This is a genomic window from Pseudoalteromonas sp. S3431 (genome assembly GCF_000690035.1).
GTDB lineage: Bacteria > Pseudomonadota > Gammaproteobacteria > Enterobacterales > Alteromonadaceae > Pseudoalteromonas > Pseudoalteromonas fuliginea.
On sequence record NZ_JJNY01000012.1, the window covers coordinates 22,034 to 48,334 of the forward strand.

Consider the following 26,301-nt stretch of genomic DNA (forward strand, 5'->3'; position numbering starts at 1 on the left):
AGTTTAAATTACTGTTATTTATGTGGTTATTAGCTATCGTTTAGGTTTAAAAAAAACTACGCGGAAAAAATAAGCTGAACAGGGGTGATCTTTACTTTAGTTTTCTGGTAAAATCTCGTCCTAATTTTCTCTAAGTGAATTTACAATGGGTAAAAACGTTGTTGTATTAGGCACCCAATGGGGTGACGAAGGTAAGGGTAAGGTAGTTGACCTCCTTACGGACAAAGCATCTTTAGTAGTTCGTTATCAAGGTGGCCACAATGCGGGTCATACTTTAGTTATCGAAGGTGAAAAGACGGTTCTACACCTTATTCCATCGGGTGTATTACGTGACAATGTTAAATGTGTGATTGGTAATGGTGTAGTTTTATCACCAGAAGCGCTAATGAGAGAAATTGGCATGCTTGAAGAGCGCGGCGTACCAGTACGCGAGCGTCTTTTAATAAGCGAAGCATGTCCACTAATCTTGCCTTTCCATGTTGCATTAGATGTAGCCCGCGAAACTGCTCGTGGCGATAAGCCAATTGGAACTACCGGCCGTGGTATCGGTCCAGCGTACGAAGATAAAGTGGCGCGCCGTGGTTTACGTGTAGGTGACTTGTTTAATCCGGAATTATTTGCAACTAAATTAAAAGAAGTTCTTGAATACCATAACTTCACTTTAGTTAACTACTACAAAGTAGATGCTGTAGATTTCCAAAAAACGTTTGATGATGCAATGGCTGTTGCTGATATCTTAAAAGCAATGGTTGTAGATGTAACTGAGCTTTTAGATCAAACGCGTTTAGCAGGCGAAAACATTTTATTTGAAGGTGCACAAGGTACGTTACTTGATATCGATCACGGTACTTACCCTTATGTAACGTCTTCAAATACTACCGCTGGTGGCGTTGCGACGGGTGCAGGTTTTGGTCCATTAAACCTTGATTACGTTCTAGGTATTATTAAAGCGTACACGACACGTGTTGGTTCAGGTCCTTTCCCTACAGAACTTTACGATGGTCTTGATAAACAAGATCCAGTTGGTAAGCATTTAGGCGATAAAGGCCATGAGTTTGGTGCAACAACAGGTCGACTTCGTCGTACTGGTTGGTTAGATGCAGTGGCTATGCGCCGTGCAGTTCAAATCAACAGTATTTCAGGTTTTTGTTTAACTAAGCTTGACGTTTTAGATGGTTTAGAAACACTTAAAATCTGTATTGGTTACAAGCTCGAAGATGGTACAGTTACTAACGTAACACCATTAGCAGCTGAAGGTTACGATAAAGTAACACCAGTATACGAAGAGATGCCAGGTTGGTCAGAGAACACAGTTGGTGTAACAAGTCTTGACGGTTTACCAAAAGCTGCAATTGACTACATCAAGCGTATTGAAGAAATTACGGGTGTTCCAATTGATATTATTTCTACAGGTCCTGATCGTGTAGAGACTATGGTACTTCGCAACCCGTTTGCGTAATTACTATTAGATTAAAAAAAGCTGCCTAGTGCAGCTTTTTTTGTGCCTAAAATTCACTTTGGAACGATCTTTGTATAGTATTTTGTAGATATCATTTTTATATGTGGCGAATATGCGTTTATTATTTTGTAATTCAATGTTGGCAATATCGCTAACATCACTCTCTTTACTCATAAGTGGCAATAGCTTAGCTGAGGAAACATCTGCTGCTGTGCCGTTGTACACTGAGCCTGAGTTGATTGCATTGATAAATAAAAATGTCCATTTACAGCGCGTAAAGGCTGATGATTGCCAGTTAGTGCAAGATATAGAAGCACGAGCCAATAAAATGGCGTTACCGTCTTATCAGTTTTTATATGGCGATATGCTGGCTTATAACGTATGCGTTGATCGAAATGTAGAGTTAGGTGTGTATTATATGCGTAAAGCTGCTCAGCAGGGCTTAGCGGCAGCATTAGAGCAACTAGGACGTTACTACGACACTGGCCGATTAGTGCAACAAGATAAAGCGATGGCAATTACGTATTTACGTGAAGCTTCATCGCAAGGCAATTTAAAAGCTCAGTTGCGCTTGGTTAAATTATTTAATGATGGCTTTGGTAGTCCACGAGACTTTGAAGATGCGTATCGATGGTTGTTTAACTCTATGGTAGCAGATAAAGCAACCCATCAAAAAATTGAACAATCACTTACTCAATTAGCTGAAAAAATGCCAGCAAGTGTGGTTGCTCGAGCTCGTCTTCCTATTTAATGGCTTTAAAAAACAAAACCCTAACTTTTTAAGTTAGGGTTTTTTAGTTTTTACAGACTGTAAAAGTATTTAACTGTCTTCTTTAGCCTTTGTTTGCGGGTCTTTTAAAACTGACATTTTAGGCGGCTGTAATGCAACAACGCGTTCGCCTTCTTGCGGCGGTTTTTCCATGTTGATTGTAAACGGTCTGAGCTTAATTGGTGTATCCTCATCACTGTCTTTATCACCAATGAGAATAAACAGTGGTATAGCCTCAGGGTTCATTTCTAGATATTGCTCCCAGCTAAATTCATCAGAAATACGTGTTGAACTAACTTTACCACCTTTAGCTATAATGCTGCTTAAGCGTGCATATGACCCTTCGTCACCAAAAAGTATTTGTCGTGATAAAAACGTTGCGCTGTCTTTATTTGCTTTTGCGTGCGACGTTGAAGAGCGCAATGAGAATACATTTTTCTCATTAAGTAAGTGAGAAAAATATTGGACGCCCAACGCGTTGTGATGACGATTAGGTGAGAGTGCTAGTACACTGCGAATAGTAGTTAGTGGTAAATAGCGTTCGGCGTGCTCCGATTGCGGGTTACCGTAATAACACGCTAAGCCATCCATACGTGCCATTCTACAGTTTTCCCATGCTGGGTCTGATAAATGAACAGGAATATTTTGATCTTTTAAGCCTCGGCCAATGGCACGTGCAACATGGTTTGCACCAATAATCAAAATCGTATTAGGCGACGGTTGGCGTACACCTAAAAGTTTAGCAACAGGAATCGCAGTTAAGCTCTGTAGTACAACGGTAATTATAATTACTGTAAATATAAGAGGTACCATTTTTTCAGCATCAGCAACACCAGACTCCATCATACTAAGCGCAAATACCGATCCAACGGCAGCGGCGACTATACCGCGTGGAGCTATCCAAGCAAGTACCAAGCGAGACTTCATTGGTAGGTCAGTACCAAAGGTCGAAATAGCAATACATAATGGGCGTGCAACAAAAAGTACGATGGCTAAAAATATAAATACATCGCTGTCGAGCATCATTAAATCAGAGAGCTGTAAGCGTGCTGCAAGTAAAATAAACAGCGTTGATATTAATATCATCGACAAGTCTTCTTTGAACTCCAGTACAGAATCTATTTCTAAATCGTCTTGGTTAGCAAGCCAAATGCCAAATACTGTCACAGCTAAAAGACCCGATTCATGGCTTAAATAGTTTGATACAGAAAAACTAATGAGTACTAACGCTAAAATTCCAAACTTATGTAATTCAAATGGTAGCCATTCGCGGCGCATTAATAGTGTTGTTAGCCAGCCTGCAGCAACACCAATACTTAAACCAACGCCGAGGGTTTTAACTAAAGCAATAATAGTGTGGCTAAATACTTCGCCTTGGCCTACAAGCATTACGGCTTCAAATACTAATACAGCAAACAATGCGCCGATTGGGTCTATTACAATACCTTCCCAGCGTAGTATGCGGTCAATGTCTTGTGTTGGGCGCATTGAGTTTAATAGCGGTGCTATCACAGTAGGGCCTGTTACAACTAACACTGCACCTAAGACTGCAGCTACACGCCAATTAAGCTCAAGTAACCAATAGGCGCTTAGGCTAATAATAATACAGGTAGTAAGCATGCCGATTGAGCAAAGGTTTCTTACAACTTTTCCAATCCCTTTTAATTCTCTGAAATGCAGAGTAAGAGAACCTTCAAATAAAATGATTGCAACGCTTAGTGATACAACTGGAAACAGTAAATCACCTAACAATGCATCAGGGTCTAAAACACCACTAAATGGCCCAAGTAAAAGACCAGTAAGCAATAAAAAAAGAATAGCGGGTACTCTAAATGCCCACGCGACCCACTGGGCAAGTACAGAGCAAAGTGCGATACCGGCTATATAAATTGCTGACATAGATTAAGAATTCCTTATTTATGACGATATATTTTAAAAGTATAACTTTTGTTAATTATTAATACAGGGGTATACACGGGAAATTCAAATATTACTAATCAATTTTAGCTGCTAATAAAAGATTAGTGATCTTTAATTTTGGTTCTTGGATGCAAAGACTTTATAAAAGCACATTAACTACTATTATCTTGTTGATTTATAATGAAAATATATATTTTATTATCAATGTGTAATAGCTCTGTTTGAATTTTAGCCTTGATCTTACTATGTAATTTAGCGTATTATACTTTGAGTTCGAATTATTAGTTATCTAATTAAGATTGTTGGTTGAAATAGTTGAGCGTTAATACTACGGTCATTTTTACTGCTTATAATCATGTTTTGAATACTAAATTAGTATCTGAACGTTAAAATTTTATTTTCCGAATTCTTAAGTATGGTTTTACTGGACAAGTTTGTTTATTTTATTTAACAAATAAAGGTTTGAGTTGAACTATTACTTTTCAATATTTAATCCCCATCGTGGCGATTAAATCTCGGTCCTTGAGTCTTCACCCTATCTGTTGGTGTATCAGACTCTAGAGGCTCTATGTATGTTGTTAATAGAAAAGCCACACACAGCTTTTTACAGCGATGCATAAACAACACTTTTAAACTTTCTTATTGGTACTGCTCATAACACTGGGTGGGTGCTACTTTATATCTGAGCTTAAATTTAAAACAACGTTTTAGATTTGGCCTTTTTGTGTGCGTTTAAAAGTGCTGTCAAACGATAAATAAATTCGAAGCAAGGTTTTATACCTAGCTACTTAGTTTTAGCTCACGAGTAGTGAGCGCAAATAAAATGGAAAGTTGAGCATTTATGCAAAAGTTAAATTGGCGACGCATTGTACTTAAAGTAGGCAGCGCTTTAATTGCACCGGATCACGATGGCTGCCGTTCACGTTATATATTAACCATCGCACAGTTTATTGTTCGTTGCCGTGCGCGTGGTATTGAGGTGATCCTGGTTTCGTCTGGTTCGGTAGCGGCTGGCGCGCACTTGTTTCCATCAGATAAACCACGTTCAGTTGTAATGAAAAAGGCAATGGCGGCAGCAGGCCAAACAGAAATGATTGCCATGTGGGACCGTTTTTTCGACTTTCCATCTGCGCAATTACTACTAACTCATGGTGACTTACGTGATCATGAGCGTTATCAAAGTATTCGGGAAACCGTATTTACGTTACTTGAGCACGGTGTGCTACCAATCATCAATGAAAATGATGCTGTGACAACAGACGATTTACGAGTAGGTGATAACGATAATTTATCCGCTATGGTTGCCGCTGCAGCAGATGCAGATGCTTTACTGATTTTTTCGGATGTTGATGGGTTATATGATAAAAATCCTAATTTGCACGACGATGCTGTTTTATTACCTGAAATAAAATCAATTGATGAATCTATTTATGCTATGGCAGGATGTGCTACGAGTGCTGTAGGCACAGGTGGTATGAAAACTAAAATAGAGGCTGCGGAAAAGGCAACATCACACGGTATAGCCACTTATATTATTAATGGCTTTAAAGAAGAAACATTTACTCGATTATTAGCTGGAGAAAATCCAGGTACTATTTTTTCGCCATACGAAAAGCCAATGCAAGATTCTGTACATTGGATGACACATACAGCAAACGAGCAAGGTGAAGTTGTTGTTGATGGGTCGTTTGATGAGTCATTAGAAGGTGAAACTGGGTGTATTCGCGGCGATGAGATCGTTGAAGTACACGGTGAATTTGCTATCGGTGATACCATTTTAGTACGAAGTGAAGACGGTACGCGTCTAGCTAAAGCGACCGCAAATTATAGTAGCTGTTTGTTAAACTTTATTGCAGACAACGAACAGAGTGAATTCAGCGAAAAAATGCAGGATTCAATTGGACCAGTTATATCTGAAAAACATATCGCATTATTGGAGAAGTCATGAGTTTAATTACGGACATTTCACGTCAGGCAGCTAAAGCTGCACATACACTTGCTTTACTCGATACCGAGACTAAAAACCAAGTATTAGTTGAAATGGCAGCGGCATTAAGAGAGCAAAAAGCATTTATAATAAAAGAAAATGAAAGTGATTTAAGCGCAGCACGCGACAATAACTTAGCTGCCTCAATGATCGACCGCTTAACGTTAAACGATGAGCGTATTGAATCAATGGCACAAGGCATTGAAGTTATAGTAAGCCTTGATGATCCTGTTGGTCAGCTACGAGATATTACCGAGCGTCCAAACGGTATCAAAATTCGTAAAATGCGCGTACCTCTTGGCGTTGTATGTATGATTTACGAAGCACGCCCGAATGTGACAGCAGACGCTGGTGCATTATGTTTTAAATCAGGTAATGGCGTAATTTTACGTGGCGGTAAAGAAGCACTTAGAAGTTCACAAGCTATCGCAAGTGTGATGCATAGCGTACTTGAAAAGCATAACTTACCAGTATCACTTATTTCAGTGATTCCAGATCCAGATCGTGCGCTATTAATGGAGTTAATGCAGCAACGCGAAAGTATTGATTTAATTATTCCACGTGGCGGCGAAGGCTTAATCAACTTTGTTACTGAAAACAGTACGATTCCTGTAATTCAGCATTACAAAGGTGTTTGTCATCTATATGTGGATAAAGATGCAGATCTAGAAGTAGCCCTTAACTTACTACTTAATGGTAAAACGCAGCGTACCGGTGTTTGTAATGCACTAGAGGGCTTAGTTGTTCATCAAGATGTGGCAGATGAGTTTTTAAATCTGTGTGCAGTCGTATTACGCCAAGAAGGTGTGAAAATAAATGCAGACAGTTTTGCAGCTAAATATTTTGATAACGCAACCGTTTTAGCTGATGATGAATTTGGTGAAGAGTATCTAGATTTAGAAATTGCTATTCGCGTTGTTCCAAGCTTTACGGCAGCAGTTGAGCATATTGCACAGTTCGGTTCAAACCACACCGAAGTGATTTGTACTAAAAATCAAACTGCCGCAGAGTTATTTCAACGCAGTGTTGATGCTTCTGTAGTAATGGTTAACGCGTCATCTCGCTTTTCTGATGGCTCACAATTGGGTCTGGGTGCGGAGATTGGTATAGCGACCTCCAAGCTTCATGCATACGGTCCAATGGGGCTTGAATCACTCACTACTGAGAAGTACTTAGTAAATGGCGAAGGCCAAGTTCGTGAATAAATTAACGATGTAAGTAATAAAGCCGAGCATTGCTCGGCTTTGCTGTATTTGTGGTTTATTTTAATTTTTTTATCCAATCACTTGCTGGTTCTGGCTTATGCAAATGATAGCCTTGCATAATTACTTCAGGGTACTCTTGGAATAAATCAAAGTGGGACTGATTCTCTACTCCTTCGGCAACAACTTTCAACTGAAATAGCTTTCCTAAGCTAACAATCATATCAATAATTAATTTATCGTTGTTATCAGTCGGCGCATCAAACACAAATGAGCGGTCTATCTTCAATTCTTGAATAGGCAATTGTTTGAGGTAGGTAAGGCTTGAATAACCCGTACCAAAGTCATCAATGGATACACGAACACCTAAGTTTTTTAGGTATTGTACCGCCTCAATGGCGGACTCTATGTGATTGAGTAAGGTGCCTTCAATAATTTCGATAGTTAACTGGTTTGGTTTTATTTCGTAAAACTCTATTTTAGTTTTTAATAATGATAGGAAACGTGCTTCATGAAAGTGTCTACCACTAATATTTACCGATAAGCTCAGTGTTGAATGACGATCATCTAACTGTTGAATAAGCGACAAAGAATTTGTAAGTACCCATGAGTCTAGTTCATAAATAATGTCTGACTCTTCAGCAATAGGAATAAACTCAGCGGGGCTAATAAAGCCTTTCTCAGGATGCATCCACCGTAAGAGCACTTCGCCACCTTTTAACTTTTGCTGACTATCAAATTGAGACTGAACATAAAGTGTTAATTCATTTTGCGATATTGCTTTTCGTAAGTCTTGTTCAATTTCAAAGCGGCGCTTTGCCTGTTCACCAAAAGAGTTATCAAAGAAAGTGACTCTATTACCGCCTTTTTCTTTTGCTTTATAACAAGCAGCTTCGCAGTTTCTGATCGTTTCAATCGCATTTTCCCACTGATCTTCTCTAGGGAAAATATAGGTGCCGATGCTAATTGTAATACTTATTTGTTGATCATCAATTATGAAAGGCTCGTTAATAACTCTTAATAACTCTTGTGCCTTATGTTCTGCAATTTCTTGTGATCTTAGTCGACCAACGCCTTTGTCAACACTACTCAAAGCGGCAAATTCATCGCTGCCTAAGCGTGCAATAACGTCTTTTTTATCAAGTTTATTATGGATACGATTGGCAAGTTCTTTAAGAACTTTGTCGCCTGCTAACAAACCAAGGCCATCATTAATTGAGTGAAAGCTGTCTATGTCTATTATATAAATATAAGCGTAGTTATTGTCTAAAGAACATCGCTGTAATTGTTGTTCTAGCTGCTTTAGAAAACCGTTTCGGTTAGGTAAAGCGGTTAGCTCGTCATGCCAAGTAAGGTAGTCAATGCGTTCTTGGGTTACTTTCAAACTCGAAATATCACTAAATACACCAATGAAATGAATATTTGTGTCTTGTTCACCTTTTACCATACTTAGTGTCAGTAATTCAGGGTATAGCTCACCATTTTTACGACGCGTAACGAGCTCTCCGCTCCAATAACCGGCTTTGTTAGCGTGTTGCCAAACATTATTGAAGCTTATACCTGCTTGGTTATTTTGTTTTAGTTTATGTAACTTAATATCTAGCGCTTCGGCTTCAGTAAAGCCTGTGATACGGCAAAAGGAAGGGTTAACAGCAATTATTTTACCATCGGAATCAGTAATAACAACACCATCGGCAGTACTCACCAACGCCTGATAGAAAAGCTTTTGTTTAGATGATAATTGCTTAAGCTCCTCTTCTCTTTCACTTAATTCTTGTGCTAGAGATTCTATTTCAAGGAGCTTATCGTGCAGGTCAAAGTTCTTCTCTATAAGTCGGTCTAACATACCCTGAGATGTTATGTGAGTACGAATCCTGGCTCTTACTAAAGCAAGTTTATAAGGCTTGTGGATATAATCAATAGCACCTAATTCAAACCCATGTTCTTCTGAGTCTTCAGTGGTCAGTGCTGTCACAAAAATAATGGGGATTCCTTTGGTATTTTGGCGTGATTTTAATATTTCACATACTTCATAGCCATCCATACCCGGCATCATTATATCAAGCAAAATTAAATCGGGGCGTGTTGATTCTATAAAAGCTAGGGCTTGTTCGCCGCTAATAGATACTCTAACGTCATAGTCAGCAAGTAACCCTTCAACTAGTACATGAAGATTGTTTGGCTCATCATCAACAATTAGCACTAAAGGTTTTTGTTTTTTATCTTGAGCTTCACTAGTATTTTTAGCCGGATACATCGAATGCACATTCAATCCTTTTGAGTCTTTAATATCTAATCTAGCTTAGTTTTTTACGCTTGGCTAATTTAAATTGTCATCACGAAATTGGCTTATCAACTCTAATACTAATTGATAGTCAAATTGATTTATTGCCGACTTAAGTCCGAGTAAAGGATGGGGAGATTTCAAAGTGAAGCCATTTAAGCTTCTTACTAAGCCGCTAGGAATTGGCTTTGAGTTAATTGTTAATTCATAAATTTTATCAATAAGGGTTGTAAGTTCGCTTGCATTTTCATTGCCCTCTAAACTGACATCTTCGCTAAGGCGTTGAGTTGTTAGATACTGTTTAATTGCATGCAAAGTAATTACAAATTGCTCACTAAACAGTGAAAATGAAACAACTTCTTTATTACGTATTTGAGATTCAATTTTTTTAGCTAGCTGCTCTAAAACTTCTAATCCTAAAGTGCCCGCTAAACCCTTTATTGCATGAACATGGCGGGCAAGTTCAATATTATTATTAGTTTCTTGTAGCTTTTGAAACTTTACAATAAAGTTTTCATAGTCTATCGCGAACTGTGTAATCAATTTATTTAGCAAACGTTCATTATTATCTAAGTTATCAAGTGCTAGAGGGATATTAATGAGTAAACCACTTTGGGGCGTTGATAAATTCTTTTCAAGGCTTTGAAATAGCATATCAAAAATGAGGGGCTTGGTTAAAAAGTCATTCATACCTGCATCAATAGCTGCCTTTTTATCCTCAGGAAGTACTGCCGCGGTTAATGCAACTATTGGTAGCGTTTCACCATTTTCTCTAATTTTACTGGTGGCTAAAATACCATCCATTACTGGCATTTGAATATCCATAAAAATAATGTCGAATATATTGTTTTTAACACACTCAACGGCTTCCAGCCCGTTCATTGCCGTTACAATGTCTAGATCTAATTTTTTTAACATTGCAGAGGTGATTTCTATATTCAGAGGGTTATCGTCAACAATGAGTGCTTTTATACCAGTAAATTTAATCAAGTTATCAGGCTTTGGGGTGATGCTTGCTTTGCTTTCAGATGCAAGTAATTTTAAGATATCCGACTGTTTGTAACTGTTATTTATAATATGTACATTTTTTTGTGTTGGCTGGGTGTGAGGCTGATCGGTATCCGTAATTATTATGATGATTTTTAAATTGTTTTTAGATAGCTGACTGCTTTCAGTGAGTTTTTGAAGAATAATACTGTTTTTGGCTTCTTCTTGCGTCAATGACAAAATGACAATATCAAAAGGAGAGCTTGGTTGAGATATTTTAGCGAGAGCGCGTAGCGGCTCTTCTGTTGTTTCGGGTGTTATTCCAACACTGCTGAGTAAAGACACAAGTTGGGCAGCTTGTTCTTTTTGTGGCGTAATGAGTAAGGCTCGTTTTTTTTGTCTGTGTTGTGGTGAAAGTTTAAATGGTAAGGTGAAATAAAACTCACTGCCTTTATCTTTTTCGCTTCGAATTTGAATTTTTCCACCGAGTACTTTTGTAAATTGTTGGCTAATAGTTAACCCAAGCCCCGTGCCACCGTATTTGCGAGTAATAGAAGCATCACCTTGATAAAAAGAGTTAAATACTTTCTCGACCTGTTCAGGTTCAATTCCTACGCCTGTATCTTTAATACAAAACCTTAAATCAATTATGTTTTTTTGTTGGGATATTGTTTCTACAATTAAATGAATTTTCCCATGTTCAGTGAATTTTATTGCGTTTCCGACGCAATTATTGATGATTTGGTTCAGATGAAATGGATCCCCTATCAGCTCTAAATGTGGGTCAGCATGTAGATTGAATTCAAGTGCTAAGCCTTTTTGATTCGCGGTATCTTTAAATAAATTGCCCGTGTTTTTTACAATAGAGTCGAGAGTAAATGGTATTTCTTCTATTTTTATTTTTTTTGATTCAAGTTTAGAAAAATCTAAAATATTATTCAGGATATGCAGTAAATTATGTGCACTTGAATATGCTTTGTCTGCGTAATGTTGCTGTTTAGTAGGTAAAGTACTGTCTCTTAAAAGCTGTAGCATACCTAATACGCCATTCATTGGTGTTCGCAGCTCGTGACTCATATTTGCCACAAAGTCACTTTTTGTTTTGTTAGCACTTTCGGCTTGTGCTATCGCAACTGTAAGCTCTTTGTTCATAGTCTCCATTTGGATATTTAACGCCTGCGTTTCAATCAGTAACTCTTTGGTTTGCTGATTTTTTTGATACAACATATTTGCTGCTTTTATTACTGCGGATATCTCGCTTTGATTATGATGGTTTTTATTGAGCGTAACTTGTTTTTCATTACTCATATCGTTTAGTAAAGTGGTTAACTGAGTAATTGGTTTAATGACCGATCTAAAAATAAAGTAGCCGACTGATATAACAATAATCGTAATTAATAAAGCGAATAAATTCGCTTGTTCTGTGTAGCTTATTAGGTGGGAGCTGAGCTGTTTTTCAGTTTCATTAAATTTCAGTTTTTCAGTTTTTTTGACTTGATTAGCTAAATAGAGTAATTCGTTTTCAATACCAGTAAGCACAACATTAATCGAAAAAGTGTAGCTACGTGTCAGCAGCATTAATTGGCTGTAGGCTTTCTTTAAGTTTGTAATCGTGTTCATGGAGACACTGCTTATGCTAGGTGCTTTCGCTAATTTTGAGTGTAAATGCTCAAGGTTTTTATTAACATTTTGTGCTTCGTCAAAATTAGGTTTATACAGGTAACTTACTACCGCGTGCTCTAGGTTGCTTATAGTAAGCAATATATCGCTAAAAATAGCTTTGCTTTTAGGGGAAGCTTGCGTTTCTAATTTCGTTATCTGTATTTTTAGATCTGTAATAGGTTGTTTAAATTGCGTTATGTAAAGTTGCTCTCGTTTAGTTCGATTCATCACAATTTGATTGAACGTGTCTTGATAGTTACTTAGGTAGTCACCAAGTCTGTTTAGTGCACTTTGATACTCTAAAGAATGCTCTACAGAATTGCTTTTTAAGAGATTGAGGTTTTTATTTGCTTCATTTAAATAAAGGTCGAATTTTTCGATTGTATTTTGATTTGCTTTATCAACATAAGCAATCGCCTGACTTTGCAGTGAAATAACATCGTTTTCTAAACGCGTTACACTTTCATTTTGCATCAGTGCATTGTGTTGTGCTTTTTGTAAGTTTAATAATGATTTTTGTGAATAATTAAATAAATAGCTTTGCAGTACTAATAAGCTCATAAGTAAGCACAAAGCTAAAATTATTTTTGATTTTATCGAACGAATTTTCATTAGCGACTAATTAACTCATGCCATTTTTGCAAACTGTAATCGTAGGTTGGCATAACACTGTTCCATACTGCAACATTACTGAAACGTTTGAGATAACTACCTCCATTTCGTTCCTCTCCTGCTTTTATCGTTATATCACCGTTGGTATTTCGTAAGTCTATTTCAGTTGCTTTACCATCGTACCAGTAGTCCCATTCAGAAGAACTCAGTAGTGGCTTTGAGCGTTCAGGGTTGCTAATGTAATAACCTTGACGAGCTATAAAAGCCCCCGGCCAACCTGATAACCACCAATTCATATAATCGTAAGCAGCATCTTTAACGCTATTTTGTGTTTGTGACGATAAGCACATCACACCGTGCCAGCCTCTGTAACCCTCTTTTGGAGCGGCAAAGCGCACATTAACACCTTGGCTATTAAGCGCGGCTACTGCTGGTGAGAACATGCTCTCTATATGCGCACGTTTGCTCTTCATAAACTCGATTGATTCTGGCACAGAGTTCCAGTAACCACTAAAGTGACCTTGGCGTTTAAAATCAAGTAATATACTAAAGAGTCGATCCATTTCTGAACGCGTTATTGAACCGATATTATTAAATTTTATGAGGCCTTTGCTTTGTGCAGCTAAGGCCAAATCGAATAATCCGATAGTAGGGGCATTTACAATGGCTACTTTTCCTCGGTTCGTATCATCTAATAGCCAACTCCAGCTTTCTGTTTCGTAAGCTATACCTGGTTTGATGAAATCAGTGTTGTAACCAAAAGAGTCAACATTGTGCACATAAGGCAAAAAGCTTATGTGATCGCTTTCGTGCTCGCTTAATGTACCATCGGGTTGGACATTTAATAATTTATACGGAGCATCGCCTGCACCAATATTTGCATTTTCGGTGAGCTTTCCAGTTTTAGTGAGGTTGTTAATTTCATTAAAGTAAGTGAGTCGTTTTTTTTCTATTGGCTGTATAGAGCCTGCATTCCACAGCACATTTATGCTATTTGACCATTGTTCGTATAGATCAAAGGAGCTTGGGGCCATTGACGCTCTTTGTAAAACGGCTGCACTGCCTGCGGGTGTAAATTCGATATTAATACCCAAGTCGCTCATCGCTTGTTTTCGAATAGCATCTTGTAATGTGACATGTGTACCAAGGACTCTTAAAGTGACTTTTTTTCGGGCAAAAACATAAGGAGCATGCGTAATCGCGCCAGCAGTCAAACCAATAACAGCAAGTTTTTTTAACGTTGAGCGCTTAGGGGTGTCCATGATAAGCCTAAAGCATTAATACATATGACATTATATATAGCTAATAAGTTGTAAAGACTCAAGTTGAAAGTTATAAAAATTAGTTAGAAAAGAAAGTAATTAACACTACGAAAAAATAATTTTTGGTTTTTGATGAGGAGGTAGGAAAGTGGTGGAGCTAAGCAGGATCGAACTGCTGACCTCCTGCGTGCAAGGCAGGCGCTCTCCCAGCTGAGCTATAGCCCCACATTCCTAAATTACGATTTACGTAATTACTTGGCTGCTGAGTTCCAAGCGGGACGAACTTTAAATTTTTTTATAAATTTGGTCAAGTATTTTTTCGCTAATTTTTACTGTTTATGACAAATTTTGATAGACTCGGCTTAATTACAAACTAAAACGACAAAAAACATGAAAAAAAGTGTTCTAGTGATGATGGTTTTACTCGCAGGTTGTGCGTCAAGTGACGGGCCTCCTTTTGAAATAAACAACAAACAGTTTCATGAAAAAAAAGGTGCGCAAGGTAATAAAATTTTTGCTTATGTTGTTTCAGTAAAAGCTAAGCATCGTGAAAACTTTAATCTTGACCGTGGTCCTAATAACAGACCAAGTCGTGGTGAGGTTAAGCAATATATTGAGCAAGAGCATTTTGAAGAGTCGAGTGTTTTAAAGTTACAGCTAGAAGACCAAGCTGTTGAGTTATTAAATCAAGAGCTAAAAGAGCGTCAGTATTGCGATAACGAACACGAAGTCAATGACGTTATATGGCGAGATTTGAGTGTGCAATTAAGAGGACGTTGTTTGTAATATGTTGGCTGATAAAACTAAGTTAGCAGAGCTTTTAGCGCACCTAGATATTAATTACGATGTAATAGAGCATCCGCCGCTGCATACTAGCTTAGCGGCTGATGAGTTTATGATTGAGCGCCCAGGTACACGTCTTAAAAATTTATTTTTACGTGACAATGAGGGTAAGCGACATTTTTTAGTTATTACAGCGCACGATAAACAACTCGACTTAAAGGTATTGTCAAAGCAGCAAGGTCTTTCACGCTTAGGGTTTGCATCAAGTGAGCGGCTAGCTAAATATTTAAAAGTGGCTCCTGGGTGTGTATCTATGTTGGCTCTTTTAAATGATAAGCAAAACGAAGTGAGCTTATGGGTTGACCAAGATATTTGGGGTGGCGATTTGTTCCATTGTCATCCATTTGAAAATACCCAAACATGGTTGCTTAGCAAGGCTGACTTAGAAACTTTTTTTAATTACACAAAGCATCAACCGCGAGTTGTATTTTTACCCTCAAAATAAGCCCACACAATTAACGATAAACCGCATAAGCAAACCGCAAGCAGCGTAAACATAAACGCTGTTTGCCCATAATGTTGGTATACCACACCGGGTAATAACGACCCTAATGCACCACCACTGTAATAAAATGATACATACCCGCCATTGGTTACGCTTGGTGGGGCTTTACTTATTTTGTTAACGAGCGGCGCTGCAGTTGAATGGATTACAAACATTGCCCCACAAAACAAAGTAAATGCGATTAAAAATAAGCTAAGTTGGTGGCTCATTAATAAAATAATACTCACACTATAAAAACTAAATACAGCGACTAAAAGATGCCAAGCTGAAGTTGTTTTTTTAAGCAACCAAGGTGCAGTAATAGAGGCGAGAGCACCAATTAAATAACCACTGTAAACTAAACCTATGTCACGAGTATTGGTAATTAAAAACGTGTTTTGTAATATAAACGGTAAGTAATTAAGTAGCGCAGCGAAACAAAAAAACATACAAAAAACGGCGCCATACACTTTAAGTACAGCACCTTCTTTAAGTTGTTTAAGGTAATCTAGAGGGGAGAGCTGCGACGGTGTAGTTGGGTTTGAAAAGCGAGAATGCTTAATTGTTAAAGCCAAAAAAATAAGCATAAAAGCAATAACATAATAAAAACTTTGCCAATGCCACAAATCGCTAAACAAAGCAGCGAGTACGCGGCCAAAGTAACCTCCAACTATACTGCTACCAATATACAGAGTCATATTTTTTTGAAGGGCATCTGCGCTGTAGCTCATGCCTATATAGCTGGTCATTGCTGTTAAAGCTGCTGGAAGCGTTAAACCTTGTAGAAATCTAACCAAGAGCAAAAGTTCAAAGCTCGGTACATAAATGAAAAGCAGGCTACTAAGTCCTAAAAATACCATTGCAATACGCAATACGAGTAATGGGTTGCGTTTTGCTAAAAGTACACCATAAACAAGTGGTGCAATGGCCAAGGGCAGCATAGTTGCGGTCATTAAGCTGCCAGCTACCGCAGGGGCTACATTAAACTCATTCGCAAAAAGACTGAGTAAGGGCTGTGGCGCATAAAGTACAAAAAATATAAATACCGAGCAAACGAGTAGGTGAGGTAAACGCATTATATGCCTTGTACATTTGCTGATTGGTTAGGTGGCATTGTATTAAAAATTGCTTTTAATTCATAATTAAAAGCACGCTCTTTGCGCTATATCATGGTTTGTTTTAACTAGTTTGTTAGATTAATGTCGATAGCGCTGTTATTTAGACTCGTTGGTGATTAAAATAACCTTAATATTAGTTTTTAGTGGAACAAAGCCATGGGTTCATTACAAGACCAATTGCTTCAAGCAGGATTAACAACATCGCATAATGCTAAAGTTGCTAAATCAGAAAAACGTAAGCAACAAAAAAAGCAAAAGAAAGGGGCTACTAGTAACCCAAGTGATCTGCAAAAGCACATCCAACAAACCAAGCTAGAGCAGCAAAAAAAGGCTGAAGAGCTTAACCAAACACGCCAAGTTAGCTTAAAGCAGCGCGAACAAGAAGCGCGTGTTAAACAAATTTTAGAGCATCACAACCAAGACGCTATTCGTGGTGAGCGCACGTTTAATTTTACTTATCAAAACAAAGTAAAAAATATCGATGTCAACGAGAAAACGCAAAAAGCGTTATCGGGTGGTCGTTTAGCTATCTGTGTACTAGAAGGGCAATTTTACGTTTTAGACGATGAACCTGCGCGTAAAGTGGCTGAAGTTGACGAAAAGTATATTGTTTTTCATGTAGAGCCTGAAAACAAGCCAAAAGATGAAGACGACCCATATGCAGACTTTGAAGTACCAGATGATATAGTTTGGTAATAAGTTATTAAGGGGAAGCTCATTTTTGTTTGTTAAGATAGATAAACGAGTAGAAACGGGTTAGCAGTTTTTGGTTAAGTTGATCGTCTAGCGTCGTTTCGTACGTATGCTTTTTATTTGATTGTTTACTACAATCAATAGAACAGTTTTTTTCTAACCGTCAAAAAAGAAGAGTAAATACAATGAGCAAGATGAAAACACTACTATTAGGTGCAGGTATTACTTTAGCTGCAAGCTTTTCGTTTAATGCAGCTGCTGCTGATGGCGCTGCACTTTATACCGCTAAAAATTGTCAAACCTGTCATGGCGCTGAAGGTAAAGCACCAATTATGGGTATGTACCCTAAGCTAAATGGTCAAAATAAAGACTACTTAGTAGCGCAAATGAAAGACATTAAATCAGGTGCACGTAACAACGGTATGACCATGGCCATGAAAGCAATGGTTGCAACGGTAACAGATGAAGAGTTTGACGCAATTGCAGATTACCTCGCTAACGTAAAATAATTTACGCAGTTATACCATTTGAATGCAATTGGTATTTTAGCTTTATAAACAGCCACACAATAGTGTGGCTGTTTTGTTTGGTGTTTGCTATAAAATAGAGACTGCTTTAGACTTCTAAACATCTGTTCGTACAGATTGATAATGTACGTTTTAAAAGGCTTATTATGTTTGATTTACCCCAACTCGATTTAAAAAATAAAGTATCAGCACAAGAGTGGCAACTTCGTGTTGATTTAGCCGCATGTTATAGACTGGTAGAGCACTTTCGTTGGGGGGATTTAATCTATACGCATTTATCAGCACGTTTGCCTGGCACCGACCACTACTTAGTGAATGCCTTTGGTTTAACCTTTGATGAAGTAACTGCCTCTAATTTAGTGAAGGTCGACTTAGACGGCAACATTATTGACGATACGCCATTTAGTATTAATCCAGCTGGTTTTACTATTCACAGTGCGATTCACGAGGTACGCGAAGACGCTCATTGTGTTATTCACCTTCATACTAAAGAAACAATCGCAGTCGCTACACAAAAAAATGGTTTGTTACCACTTAGCCAATATTCAATGTTTTCACTGCCATCGCTTTCTTATCATGGCTACGAAGGGCTTGCAGTAAACGACGATGAACGAAAAGTACTGCAAGATGATTTGGGCAGCACTAACCATATGTTATTGGTAAACCACGGTGGCTTAACGGTAGGCCCAACGGTAGGCGATGCGTTTATGCGCTTTTATGATTTACAGCGCGCATGCGAAATTCAATTAGCGCTACAATCAAGCTCGCAAGAGGTTATTGAAGTGCCGCAGCCTATAATCGACAATATTTATAATCAAGCAAACGTAGTACACAGCGGTAGCACTGGCGGGCAACTTGCGTGGCCTGCGATGTTGCGTAAAGCGTACCGACTTGACTCTAGTTTTGCAAAATAACCCATAGCGGTTAATAAGGAATTTTAATGAAAGTAAATCGCGTTGAAGTATTTGATATTCACTGTCCTGATAGGCCTTCTTGGACACCTGTATTTGTACGTATTCATACTGACGAAGGTATTAGTGGTGTTGGCGAGGCAGGCCTTGCTTACGATTTAGGCCACAGTGCAGCCGCTGCTATGATTAAAGAAATGGCCGACGCCTTTTTAATCGGCCACGACCCTTTTCAAACAGAAAAACTATGGTCACGTATGTTACGTGAGAGCTTTTGGGGTTTAGGCGGCGGACCAGTTGTATATGCTGCAATGAGCGCAATTGATACCGCGCTTTGGGATATTAAAGGTAAAGCGCTTGGTTTACCTGTATATCAATTATTAGGCGGTAAAGTTAACGACAAACTACGTACATATGCATCGCAATTACAGTTTGACTGGGATAGCGAATTTAAAGCGCTAGTACAGCCGCAAGAATATGCAGAAGCGGCTTTAAAAGCGATGGCCGAAGGCTATGATGCAGTTAAAGTAGATCCAATTCAGTACGATAAAGACGGCAATACTTATTACGATCGTACAAAAATAATCTCACGTACTGAAATGAAGTTATACCGTGCGCGCATGCAAGCTATTCGCGAAGCAGTAGGCGATGAAGTGGATATTATTTTTGAATGCCACAGTTTACCAGGCGTGACAACAGCCATTCAGTTGGGTGAAATTGCAGAAGAATTTGACTGTATGTACTTTGAAGAGCCAGTTAACTACCTAAACCACTCATTACACGCAAAAGTAGCAGATAAAGTTAATGTGCCTATCGCTGGTGGCGAACGTCTGTATAACCGCTGGGGAGTGCGCCCATATTTAGAAGATCAAAGTATTGATGTTCTACAGCCAGATATTGGTTTGTGCGGTGGTTTTACCGAAACTAAGAAAGTATGTGACTACGCTGATATTTTTGATGTGCGAATTCAAGCTCACGTATGTGGCGGCCCTGTTGCAACCGCAGCATCACTGCATTTAGAAACGGCTATCCCTAACTTTTTAATTCATGAGCACCATACTTATGCGATTAAAAAATGGAACCGCGAGTTATGTTTGCAAGATCCACAGCCTAAAAACGGCTTCTTTGAAGTATCAGAAGAGCCAGGGTTGGGTATTGAGCTAAATGACGAGATTGTTATGCGCTCTCAGCGAGTTGAAATTAAGTAGCCAATGCGTTGAGATTGATAATATTACACTTTAAAAAATACACTATTAAAAATAAGTTAGACCGACTATTTCAGCCGGTCTAATTTATTACTAAAAATGTCACTAGTGCTTTTTATTGTATGATCTGCTGCTCACTCTGCATTGTTTTCTAAATTTGAAGACTCTATTTTTTTTCCTTTATAAATAGTAAACGTTTTTCCGCCAAAGCGGACTTTTCCGCGTTTACGTTCTATCAATGCACTGGGTATTATTTCATTATTAAGTATTTCAACAAATTGCTTTCGTGCGCGATGGATTTGAATATTAACGTGACTTTCACTAATGCCTAAATCTTTTGCTAGTTTTTTTACTTGCACCCAACCCTGTACATCAGCCTCAAAATTATTTTGCATGTCATTTAATTTATATCGTGCTAATAGCAAAGTTAAATAATGATGAGAACGTACATCAAAGTCTAATGTAACTTTATTTTTTTTGATTTTTAGTTCGGCTAATTCTTCATCGAGGCTTAGGCTAAAAATGAACTCTAAATTATTATTAGGCTGTCTTTTGAGTTCAACTGTTTTTTCTTGCATGGTGGATTCAGCCTGAAATAAGCACCAACTTTTTCCGCCGATATATAAATTTTGACCATCACTCATTAGGGTCAGAAGGTGATCTTGCATAGTTTCATAATACCAACAGTGCTGCTGTGAGTCGAAAAAGACAATCACTTCAGGTTGCTTATTGTCAGGTAAAAAATGGTATTGCTCTAGAAAAATGACATCTTCATGCGAGGCATTTTCTGGTAACAATAAGTCTCTTGGTGGGTCGACGCAAATAACTTGATACACCGCATTATTTACTTCAGAAAAACGGATATTATCGCCTTTTTTTAAAGGTATATTTTGATTTTTACTGATTTTTTTATCGTTTAACCAAACGCCATTTTTGCTTAAATCATTTATACACCATTGCTCATTTAGCCATTCAATTACGGCATGAATACGTGTAATTTCAGGAAAATCAAGCAAAGTATCTACAGAGTGTACTAATCTACCAAAGCGGTGGAAAGCACGTAAATAGAATTTACTCTGGGATTCTATATGTTTTAAAACAGCCATGGTTCATCCGTTTTTTCTTATTGATATAATTTATTATACTTAAATAATATCAATAGATTGTAATTATTTAATCTTTGAAGTTACACTAACCATTAAAATGTAAATATTATTGAGTTGCAGTGTGTTTAAATTAGAAGAGCATTACCATAAGCTAAACGTTTTAGCACAAGGAGGTATGAGCAAAGTCTACCTTGCTACTGATTTAAAGTTAGATCGCCAAGTTGCGCTCAAAGTAATCGATTTATCATCTTCAGTTACAGATCAAATACTATTAGAGGCTAAATTATTAGCTTGTTTTAATCATCCAAACATAGTCCAGATTTATAAGACCATCCAGTATGGTGAGCAATTGGTTCTTGAAATGGAATATGTTAAAGGTACAACACTTGAACGTTTGTTAAAAAAACAAGTATTAACTGCACAAGAAAAGCTAGCATTATTAATTGATATAAGTGAAGGGTTGTTAACCATTCACCAGCAAAATATTTTGCACCTTGATTTGAAGCCAAGCAACGTTTTGGTCAATGAAAGTGGTTCAGCTAAAATCGCTGATTTTGGTATTTCACAGATAAAAGATACTTTGCAATCGGAAGAAAACATGAGCTTTGGCAGTTTAACAGCAATGTCTCCAGAGCAGCTAAATGATCAACCGTTAGACTTTAGAAGTGATTTGTTTTCATTTGGATTAATTGCTTATCAATTATTCGCTAATCAACATCCATATAGTGCGCAGTCTTCTGACCTTACTAATAAGTCTATAGCAGAGCAAATAAAAAATAATAAATGCAGCGCTAATGCATGCGCTATTACGGGTATCCCAGAACCATTGGGGCTACTTATAAACCGTCTTCTTTCTTATAATGTAAAACACCGACCGTCATCTTGCGTAGAAGTTACTGATGAATTAAAACGTATTTTATTGTCGTTAAATGGTAATAGTGAAACTATTTCTATGGCAGACATTCATTTAGCTAGCAAACACAAACAAAGGAATAAGTGGGGCATTTTTGCATTATTGTCATGTATTACCATCAGTTTACTCAGTGTGAGCATTTGGTATTGGCAAGCAAATAAACCCAAAACTTACGTTGCAGTGTTACCTGTCGAATTTAGTAAAACAACCAAACTCTTAGATGCTCAAAAGCAAGTGCTTAACTTGGCAATTAATGATGCTATAGCGCATTACTTATTAAATCACTCTGATTATGCATTAATCTCAAAAACTGAAATACGACAAACTCAAAAATTATTAGGCAAAGACACAAATTTAGCCACTTTAGGCCAAGCACTTAATTCGGATCAATTACTTGTTACGCACTTAGATTGCACTCCACTTTCTTGTGATATCAACTTAAGCCTACTGAATGGGGGAAATGCGACGCTAATTCGTGAAGAAAGAAGTGCAAGTGATACTGAAAATTACATGGGAATTTATAATTTAGCGAGTAGTTTTGTTGAAAAATTATACACAGGTAATGTTGCGAGTAGGCAAACACTAAAAAAAGAGAGTGAGTTTTTAGATCAATATGTGAATTTAGTACGCGTAGTGTCAAATAATTCACGTGATGCGGAATCTTTAATGGCAGATGCTGAGAATTTGATTTTACACAGTCCCGAGTTTACACCTCTATATCCACTGTATCGTAAAATCGTACTTCGTCAGTATGATAAAACACATGATCCCGAAATTATAAAAAAATTAAAACAAACCTTAAATACTTTACCTCGTACTTATCGTAATAGTGCTGCTTACTTAATTGATATGTTAGAAGTTCATCAGCATGTTAAAGATAAGTATAATGCGGAAATTGTGATACAAAAAATTCAGGAGTCAGATCTTGAAGAGTTTCAAAAACAAACATTACTAGCAATTTACTATAAAAGAAATGGTGATTTAGCGCGTTCCTTAACGCATGCAAAGCTCGCTTATAAAATAAGGCCAACACTTGTTGCAACACGGAATCTAGCTATTGCCCACCTTATGCAAGGCAATAATCAAAAAGCAGCAGAGTATTTATCAAAAATACTTACCTACACACCTAATGATTTTATTACGCTACAAACGCTCGCAGATATTTCATTGTTATCAGGTGACCTAGCGGAAGCTGAAATTAACTACCAGCGATTAATTTCAGCAGGGACTGCTATTTCATCAACATATTCAAATTACTCTATTGTGTTGTCTTTAAAAGGGGAGTTAAAAGATGCATTACACCATGCCCAAAAGGCAGCAGAACTCTCCTCTATAAATAGTACGCAACAGCTCAATCTAGCTGATATTTTATATATGTTAGATAAAAAGGAACTGGCTTTTGATATTTATAAAAAGATAGATCGACAGATAGCAGACGATACACAAGTTGTTGAGTTATTATTAGAAAAAGCGCAAGCCCAGGTTCATTTGAATAAAGGGCAAGAAGCGATGATCAGTATCGATCGTGCTTTAGCTCAAAGTTCTGAATTAAGCGAAGTATACTTTGTGAAAGCTATGATTCAGGCCATTTTAGGAGAGAAGTACTCAGCGGTTGCATCTGTAGAGCAAAGTATTAAAAAGGGATGGAGCCCCACTTTTTATCGACTTGGTTGGTTTAAACCGTTATGTACAGAGAGTAAGTTTCAAAAACTCTTAGGCAAAGAGAATTATGATTCTCTCTGTACATAAAATTCCTAGTGTGGTTCCATGTCTTGAAGAATCACTCGCGGATCTTGAGAAAAATAACGCATTGTTGGTTCTTGATTAGCTGTGTTTTTAGCGACAAGACGGAAGTTTACTTCATAGTCTGCGCTCTCACTTAGCATACCTGAAACAGCTTCGTCTGGATTGTTAGCAAGTTCTGTTGCTAGCTGAGCAGGTAATGCGTGGGCAGGAATGATACTTGAGATAGACACTATAAGTGATTGACCGCTATTGGCCACTATACTTGTTAATTGATAATTAAAATTATCTTTAGCATCAGAGAAATAGGTGCCATTTTCAGCGAATTCCCATCCTAGACAATCAACCAATTCATAATATAAATTGACGGCTTGGCCTGCCTTTAATGCTTTATAATCAATACAAATATTTTCACTCTCTCCGCCCGTAGGGCTAAAAATGTTCCATTGTCCATTTTCTGTAGGAATAACTCGAAAGCTAAGATTATTCATTTTAATATCCTGTTTTAGGGTTAATAAATGTCATTATAGTTGTTTTACAGGTTAAATAACCTGCGCTTAGGTAAAACATATACTCCAGTGAGCATAGCGTTTTTTATACATAAATTGCCATTGAGCAAACTAGTTATTTACTCGGCAATTAACATCATTTATGACTTTGGTTGCCTTACTATCAAGGTGACGTACAAAACATTGCTCGTTTTTAATCATTAACTCAAATTGATCGGGCATGTTGAGTTGCTTGCCTATAATCGGGTTACCCAAAGTGTCTTTTTGATTAAGTCTATCGAGCGTTACCGTACTACTTGTTAAAAATACGTCATCAGCTAATTGTATCTGCTGACTATGAAGTAGTAGAGCTATAACCTCGGCTACAGCCTCACTATTTGGCTCTACCAATAATGCATGTTGCAGCTTAGGTGTCGACTCAGAGCTTTGTGCTGAGCACCCAGTAAGCGTACACATTATGATAGCTGTGATTATTAGTAAACGCATTTGCATAGCCTACCTTATGTTATCGCTGAGAATAATATTTTGATTAAGCATGGTTTGCACTCGGGTATCTTCTACCTTTGGTGAATCATCTACAATTGATGGAGCAAAACCCTGCTTGCTACTGGTAGAGCTTGGCGCAGGACAGCTTTCTGTTGTGCGATAGCTAAGTGCCGTTTTGAGTAGTGCTTCATTAGCATCACCTAAGGAAGTAGTAAAATCATCTGCAACGGCACAGCCTGCTATTAATACAGGCTGGAGTGCGTTATCTAATGTATTTTGTGGTGCAAAACCATCTGAAAATTCACCAAAGCCTTTATTGTTCTCGCCGGTAAATTGAATGGTGAAATAAGTTGTATCGCAATTATCTGTTGGGTAAAAGCCATATGGTTTTCCACAAGTACCTGAACCCACTTGAATCACCTCTACATCTGCGCCGCGTAGACCATTAATAATGGCTTCACTGGCAGAGCAAGTGCTGCTGGTTGTAAGCACAAATACACGATTTAAGTTAAGTGTTGGCAAAGGTGTACCCGGTGTAATACTTGGGTTGCTCTCAAATCCCACAAATTGATTGGTAAAAGACATTGGGGTAAGTGCTTGCCCTGTTATTGGGTTGGTATTTGGGTTTTTATCGTTAAAAATAGTACGTTCAAAAACCTTACCTTGTGTATTACTATTACCTGCAATCATATAAGCAATTTGGCTTGCCATTTGTAAAAGCCCACCACCGTTATAGCGTATATCGATGACTAAGTCTTTAATGTCGCTTGCAGCAAGTTGGTTAAATGCGTTGTATAGTTGCTCTTCAGCAATTGCATTATGGCTATTAAATTGAAAATATCCAACCTCTCCATTTGCTAAGTCAGTCCGTACATTACTTACCGGTTGCGAGGTTATATTTTGCGACGTGAGGGTAACAGTACGGTTTTCGTTGGTGTTGATATCTTTAAATACAAACTCAGTTACTTTACCTGTTTGCGTAGGGAATAAACCTGCATTAATAACACTAACATCATTTGATGAGTTGGTATTTACAAAATCAATACCATCTACTTCAACTAACTCAAATCCACGTGTTAGGTTTTGGTTACTTGCCGGAGTATTGGGCTGCGTATAACTTATTATGGCTTGGCGAGGTGCGCTAGACGCTAGAATTTTTATATTGAAACCGTAGCCATAACTTACGCCTGCTTGATTTTGGCGTTCCCACTCATCGGTAGGTAAATTAAAATGAAAGTTATCCTTTTTTGCACCCGATTCGGTGAGTTCATTGGTTTTTAGTTGTTCAAAGTAATCAAGGACTCCACTCGTAAGAGCTGGGTCAGTGTCGATAATTTCATCATACCAAAGGTATGTTTCGTTACTCCATGAACGTAGCCAGTTCTTCTCATCACTTGCTTGGCACTGGCCTTTAAATTGACTAGCGCGAGCAAATTCATTGGCGGTCCAAGTTGTTGTATTTGAGCCAATAGGAGTGACACTATTACTGTCATTTAAACTTCCGCCACCGCCACATGCGCTTAAGATGCTAATAAGTGTTAAAGGCAGAATGGTTTTTGCAATATTTAACTTCGTAGGAATGAACATGTGAAGGCTCGCTTTTTATACTATTACGTAAATAT

Annotated in this window: 20 protein-coding genes and 1 tRNA gene; 11 read left to right on the forward strand and 10 right to left on the reverse strand. The window is 37.8% G+C overall.

Annotation, left to right across the window (positions count from 1 at the left end; translation table 11 throughout):
• The first annotated feature begins 145 nt into the window (after positions 1-145).
• Both DO88_RS15105 and DO88_RS15100 read left to right on the forward strand, forming a co-directional pair.
• On the forward strand, positions 146-1,459 hold the full coding sequence (locus DO88_RS15105) for an adenylosuccinate synthase (RefSeq protein WP_007375943.1): 1,314 nt from the start codon (positions 146-148) through the stop codon (positions 1,457-1,459).
• A gap of 112 nt (positions 1,460-1,571) precedes the next feature.
• Complete coding sequence (locus DO88_RS15100) at positions 1,572-2,210, forward strand: tetratricopeptide repeat protein (protein ID WP_007375944.1); 639 nt, start codon at positions 1,572-1,574, stop codon at positions 2,208-2,210.
• A 69-nt stretch (positions 2,211-2,279) separates the two neighbouring features.
• Here DO88_RS15100 and DO88_RS15095 read toward each other — a convergent pair whose 3' ends face one another.
• A complete protein-coding gene (locus tag DO88_RS15095; RefSeq protein WP_007375945.1) occupies positions 2,280-4,127 on the reverse strand; it encodes a cation:proton antiporter in 1,848 nt (615 codons plus the stop codon).
• Between the two features lie 862 nt (positions 4,128-4,989).
• On the opposite strand from DO88_RS15095, the gene proB reads away from it, so the two are divergent.
• Complete coding sequence (gene proB, locus DO88_RS15090) at positions 4,990-6,096, forward strand: glutamate 5-kinase (protein WP_007375946.1); 1,107 nt, start codon at positions 4,990-4,992, stop codon at positions 6,094-6,096.
• Complete coding sequence (locus DO88_RS15085; RefSeq protein WP_007375947.1) at positions 6,093-7,340, forward strand: glutamate-5-semialdehyde dehydrogenase; 1,248 nt, start codon at positions 6,093-6,095, stop codon at positions 7,338-7,340. The genes proB and DO88_RS15085 overlap by 4 nt, the downstream gene beginning before the upstream one ends.
• 55 nt (positions 7,341-7,395) lie before the next feature.
• On the opposite strand, the gene DO88_RS15080 is transcribed toward DO88_RS15085, so the two are convergent.
• From DO88_RS15080 to DO88_RS15065, 4 genes are all read right to left on the reverse strand, one after another.
• Positions 7,396-9,594, reverse strand: a complete 2,199-nt coding sequence (locus tag DO88_RS15080; protein WP_033038184.1) for a two-component system response regulator — start codon at positions 9,592-9,594, stop codon at positions 7,396-7,398.
• 63 nt (positions 9,595-9,657) lie between these two features.
• Positions 9,658-12,831, reverse strand: a complete 3,174-nt coding sequence (locus tag DO88_RS15075; RefSeq protein WP_232224779.1) for a response regulator — start codon at positions 12,829-12,831, stop codon at positions 9,658-9,660.
• Between the two features lie 50 nt (positions 12,832-12,881).
• Entirely contained in the window at positions 12,882-14,144 is a 1,263-nt protein-coding gene (locus DO88_RS15070) for an ABC transporter substrate-binding protein (protein WP_007375950.1), read from the reverse strand.
• 149 nt (positions 14,145-14,293) lie between these two features.
• Positions 14,294-14,369, reverse strand: a tRNA-Ala gene (locus DO88_RS15065).
• Between the two features lie 165 nt (positions 14,370-14,534).
• On the opposite strand from DO88_RS15065, the gene DO88_RS15060 reads away from it, so the two are divergent.
• Both DO88_RS15060 and DO88_RS15055 read left to right on the forward strand, forming a co-directional pair.
• Complete coding sequence (locus DO88_RS15060; protein WP_033038187.1) at positions 14,535-14,930, forward strand: hypothetical protein; 396 nt, start codon at positions 14,535-14,537, stop codon at positions 14,928-14,930.
• 1 nt (position 14,931) lies between these two features.
• Positions 14,932-15,432, forward strand: coding sequence for a prolyl-tRNA synthetase associated domain-containing protein (locus DO88_RS15055; protein ID WP_008138855.1), 501 nt, complete (start codon positions 14,932-14,934; stop codon positions 15,430-15,432).
• Here the strand turns inward: DO88_RS15055 and DO88_RS15050 are convergent.
• Entirely contained in the window at positions 15,399-16,547 is a 1,149-nt protein-coding gene (locus DO88_RS15050) for an MFS transporter (RefSeq protein WP_033038189.1), read from the reverse strand. The genes DO88_RS15055 and DO88_RS15050 overlap by 34 nt on opposite strands.
• Before the next feature lie 198 nt (positions 16,548-16,745).
• On the opposite strand from DO88_RS15050, the gene DO88_RS15045 reads away from it, so the two are divergent.
• The 4 genes from DO88_RS15045 (at position 16,746) to DO88_RS15030 (ending at position 19,925) form a co-directional block, all read left to right on the forward strand.
• Positions 16,746-17,285, forward strand: a complete 540-nt coding sequence (locus tag DO88_RS15045) for a DUF2058 domain-containing protein (protein ID WP_002957867.1) — start codon at positions 16,746-16,748, stop codon at positions 17,283-17,285.
• 182 nt (positions 17,286-17,467) lie between these two features.
• Positions 17,468-17,791: a c-type cytochrome gene (locus tag DO88_RS15040; protein WP_033016362.1), complete on the forward strand. Its 324-nt coding sequence runs from the start codon at positions 17,468-17,470 to the stop codon at positions 17,789-17,791.
• Positions 17,792-17,955: 164 nt separating this feature from the next.
• A complete protein-coding gene (locus tag DO88_RS15035; RefSeq protein ID WP_007375955.1) occupies positions 17,956-18,723 on the forward strand; it encodes a class II aldolase/adducin family protein in 768 nt (255 codons plus the stop codon).
• A gap of 26 nt (positions 18,724-18,749) precedes the next feature.
• Positions 18,750-19,925 carry a mandelate racemase/muconate lactonizing enzyme family protein gene (locus DO88_RS15030; protein WP_007375956.1) on the forward strand — a complete coding sequence of 392 codons (1,176 nt, stop codon included), beginning with the start codon at positions 18,750-18,752 and terminating at the stop codon, positions 19,923-19,925.
• Between the two features lie 131 nt (positions 19,926-20,056).
• Here the strand turns inward: DO88_RS15030 and DO88_RS15025 are convergent, their stop codons facing one another.
• A complete protein-coding gene (locus tag DO88_RS15025; protein ID WP_033038191.1) occupies positions 20,057-21,028 on the reverse strand; it encodes an FHA domain-containing protein in 972 nt (323 codons plus the stop codon).
• 121 nt (positions 21,029-21,149) lie between these two features.
• On the opposite strand from DO88_RS15025, the gene DO88_RS15020 reads away from it, so the two are divergent.
• Complete coding sequence (locus DO88_RS15020; protein WP_007375958.1) at positions 21,150-23,690, forward strand: serine/threonine-protein kinase; 2,541 nt, start codon at positions 21,150-21,152, stop codon at positions 23,688-23,690.
• 5 nt (positions 23,691-23,695) lie between these two features.
• Here the strand turns inward: DO88_RS15020 and DO88_RS15015 are convergent, their stop codons facing one another.
• The 3 genes from DO88_RS15015 to DO88_RS15005 all read right to left on the reverse strand — a co-directional run bounded on the left by DO88_RS15015 (position 23,696) and on the right by DO88_RS15005 (position 26,266).
• Entirely contained in the window at positions 23,696-24,175 is a 480-nt protein-coding gene (locus DO88_RS15015; RefSeq protein ID WP_007375959.1) for a hypothetical protein, read from the reverse strand.
• A gap of 129 nt (positions 24,176-24,304) precedes the next feature.
• Positions 24,305-24,685: a hypothetical protein gene (locus DO88_RS15010; RefSeq protein ID WP_007375960.1), complete on the reverse strand. Its 381-nt coding sequence runs from the start codon at positions 24,683-24,685 to the stop codon at positions 24,305-24,307.
• A 3-nt stretch (positions 24,686-24,688) separates the two neighbouring features.
• Entirely contained in the window at positions 24,689-26,266 is a 1,578-nt protein-coding gene (locus DO88_RS15005) for a S41 family peptidase (protein ID WP_007375961.1), read from the reverse strand.
• Between the last annotated feature and the right edge of the window lie 35 nt (positions 26,267-26,301).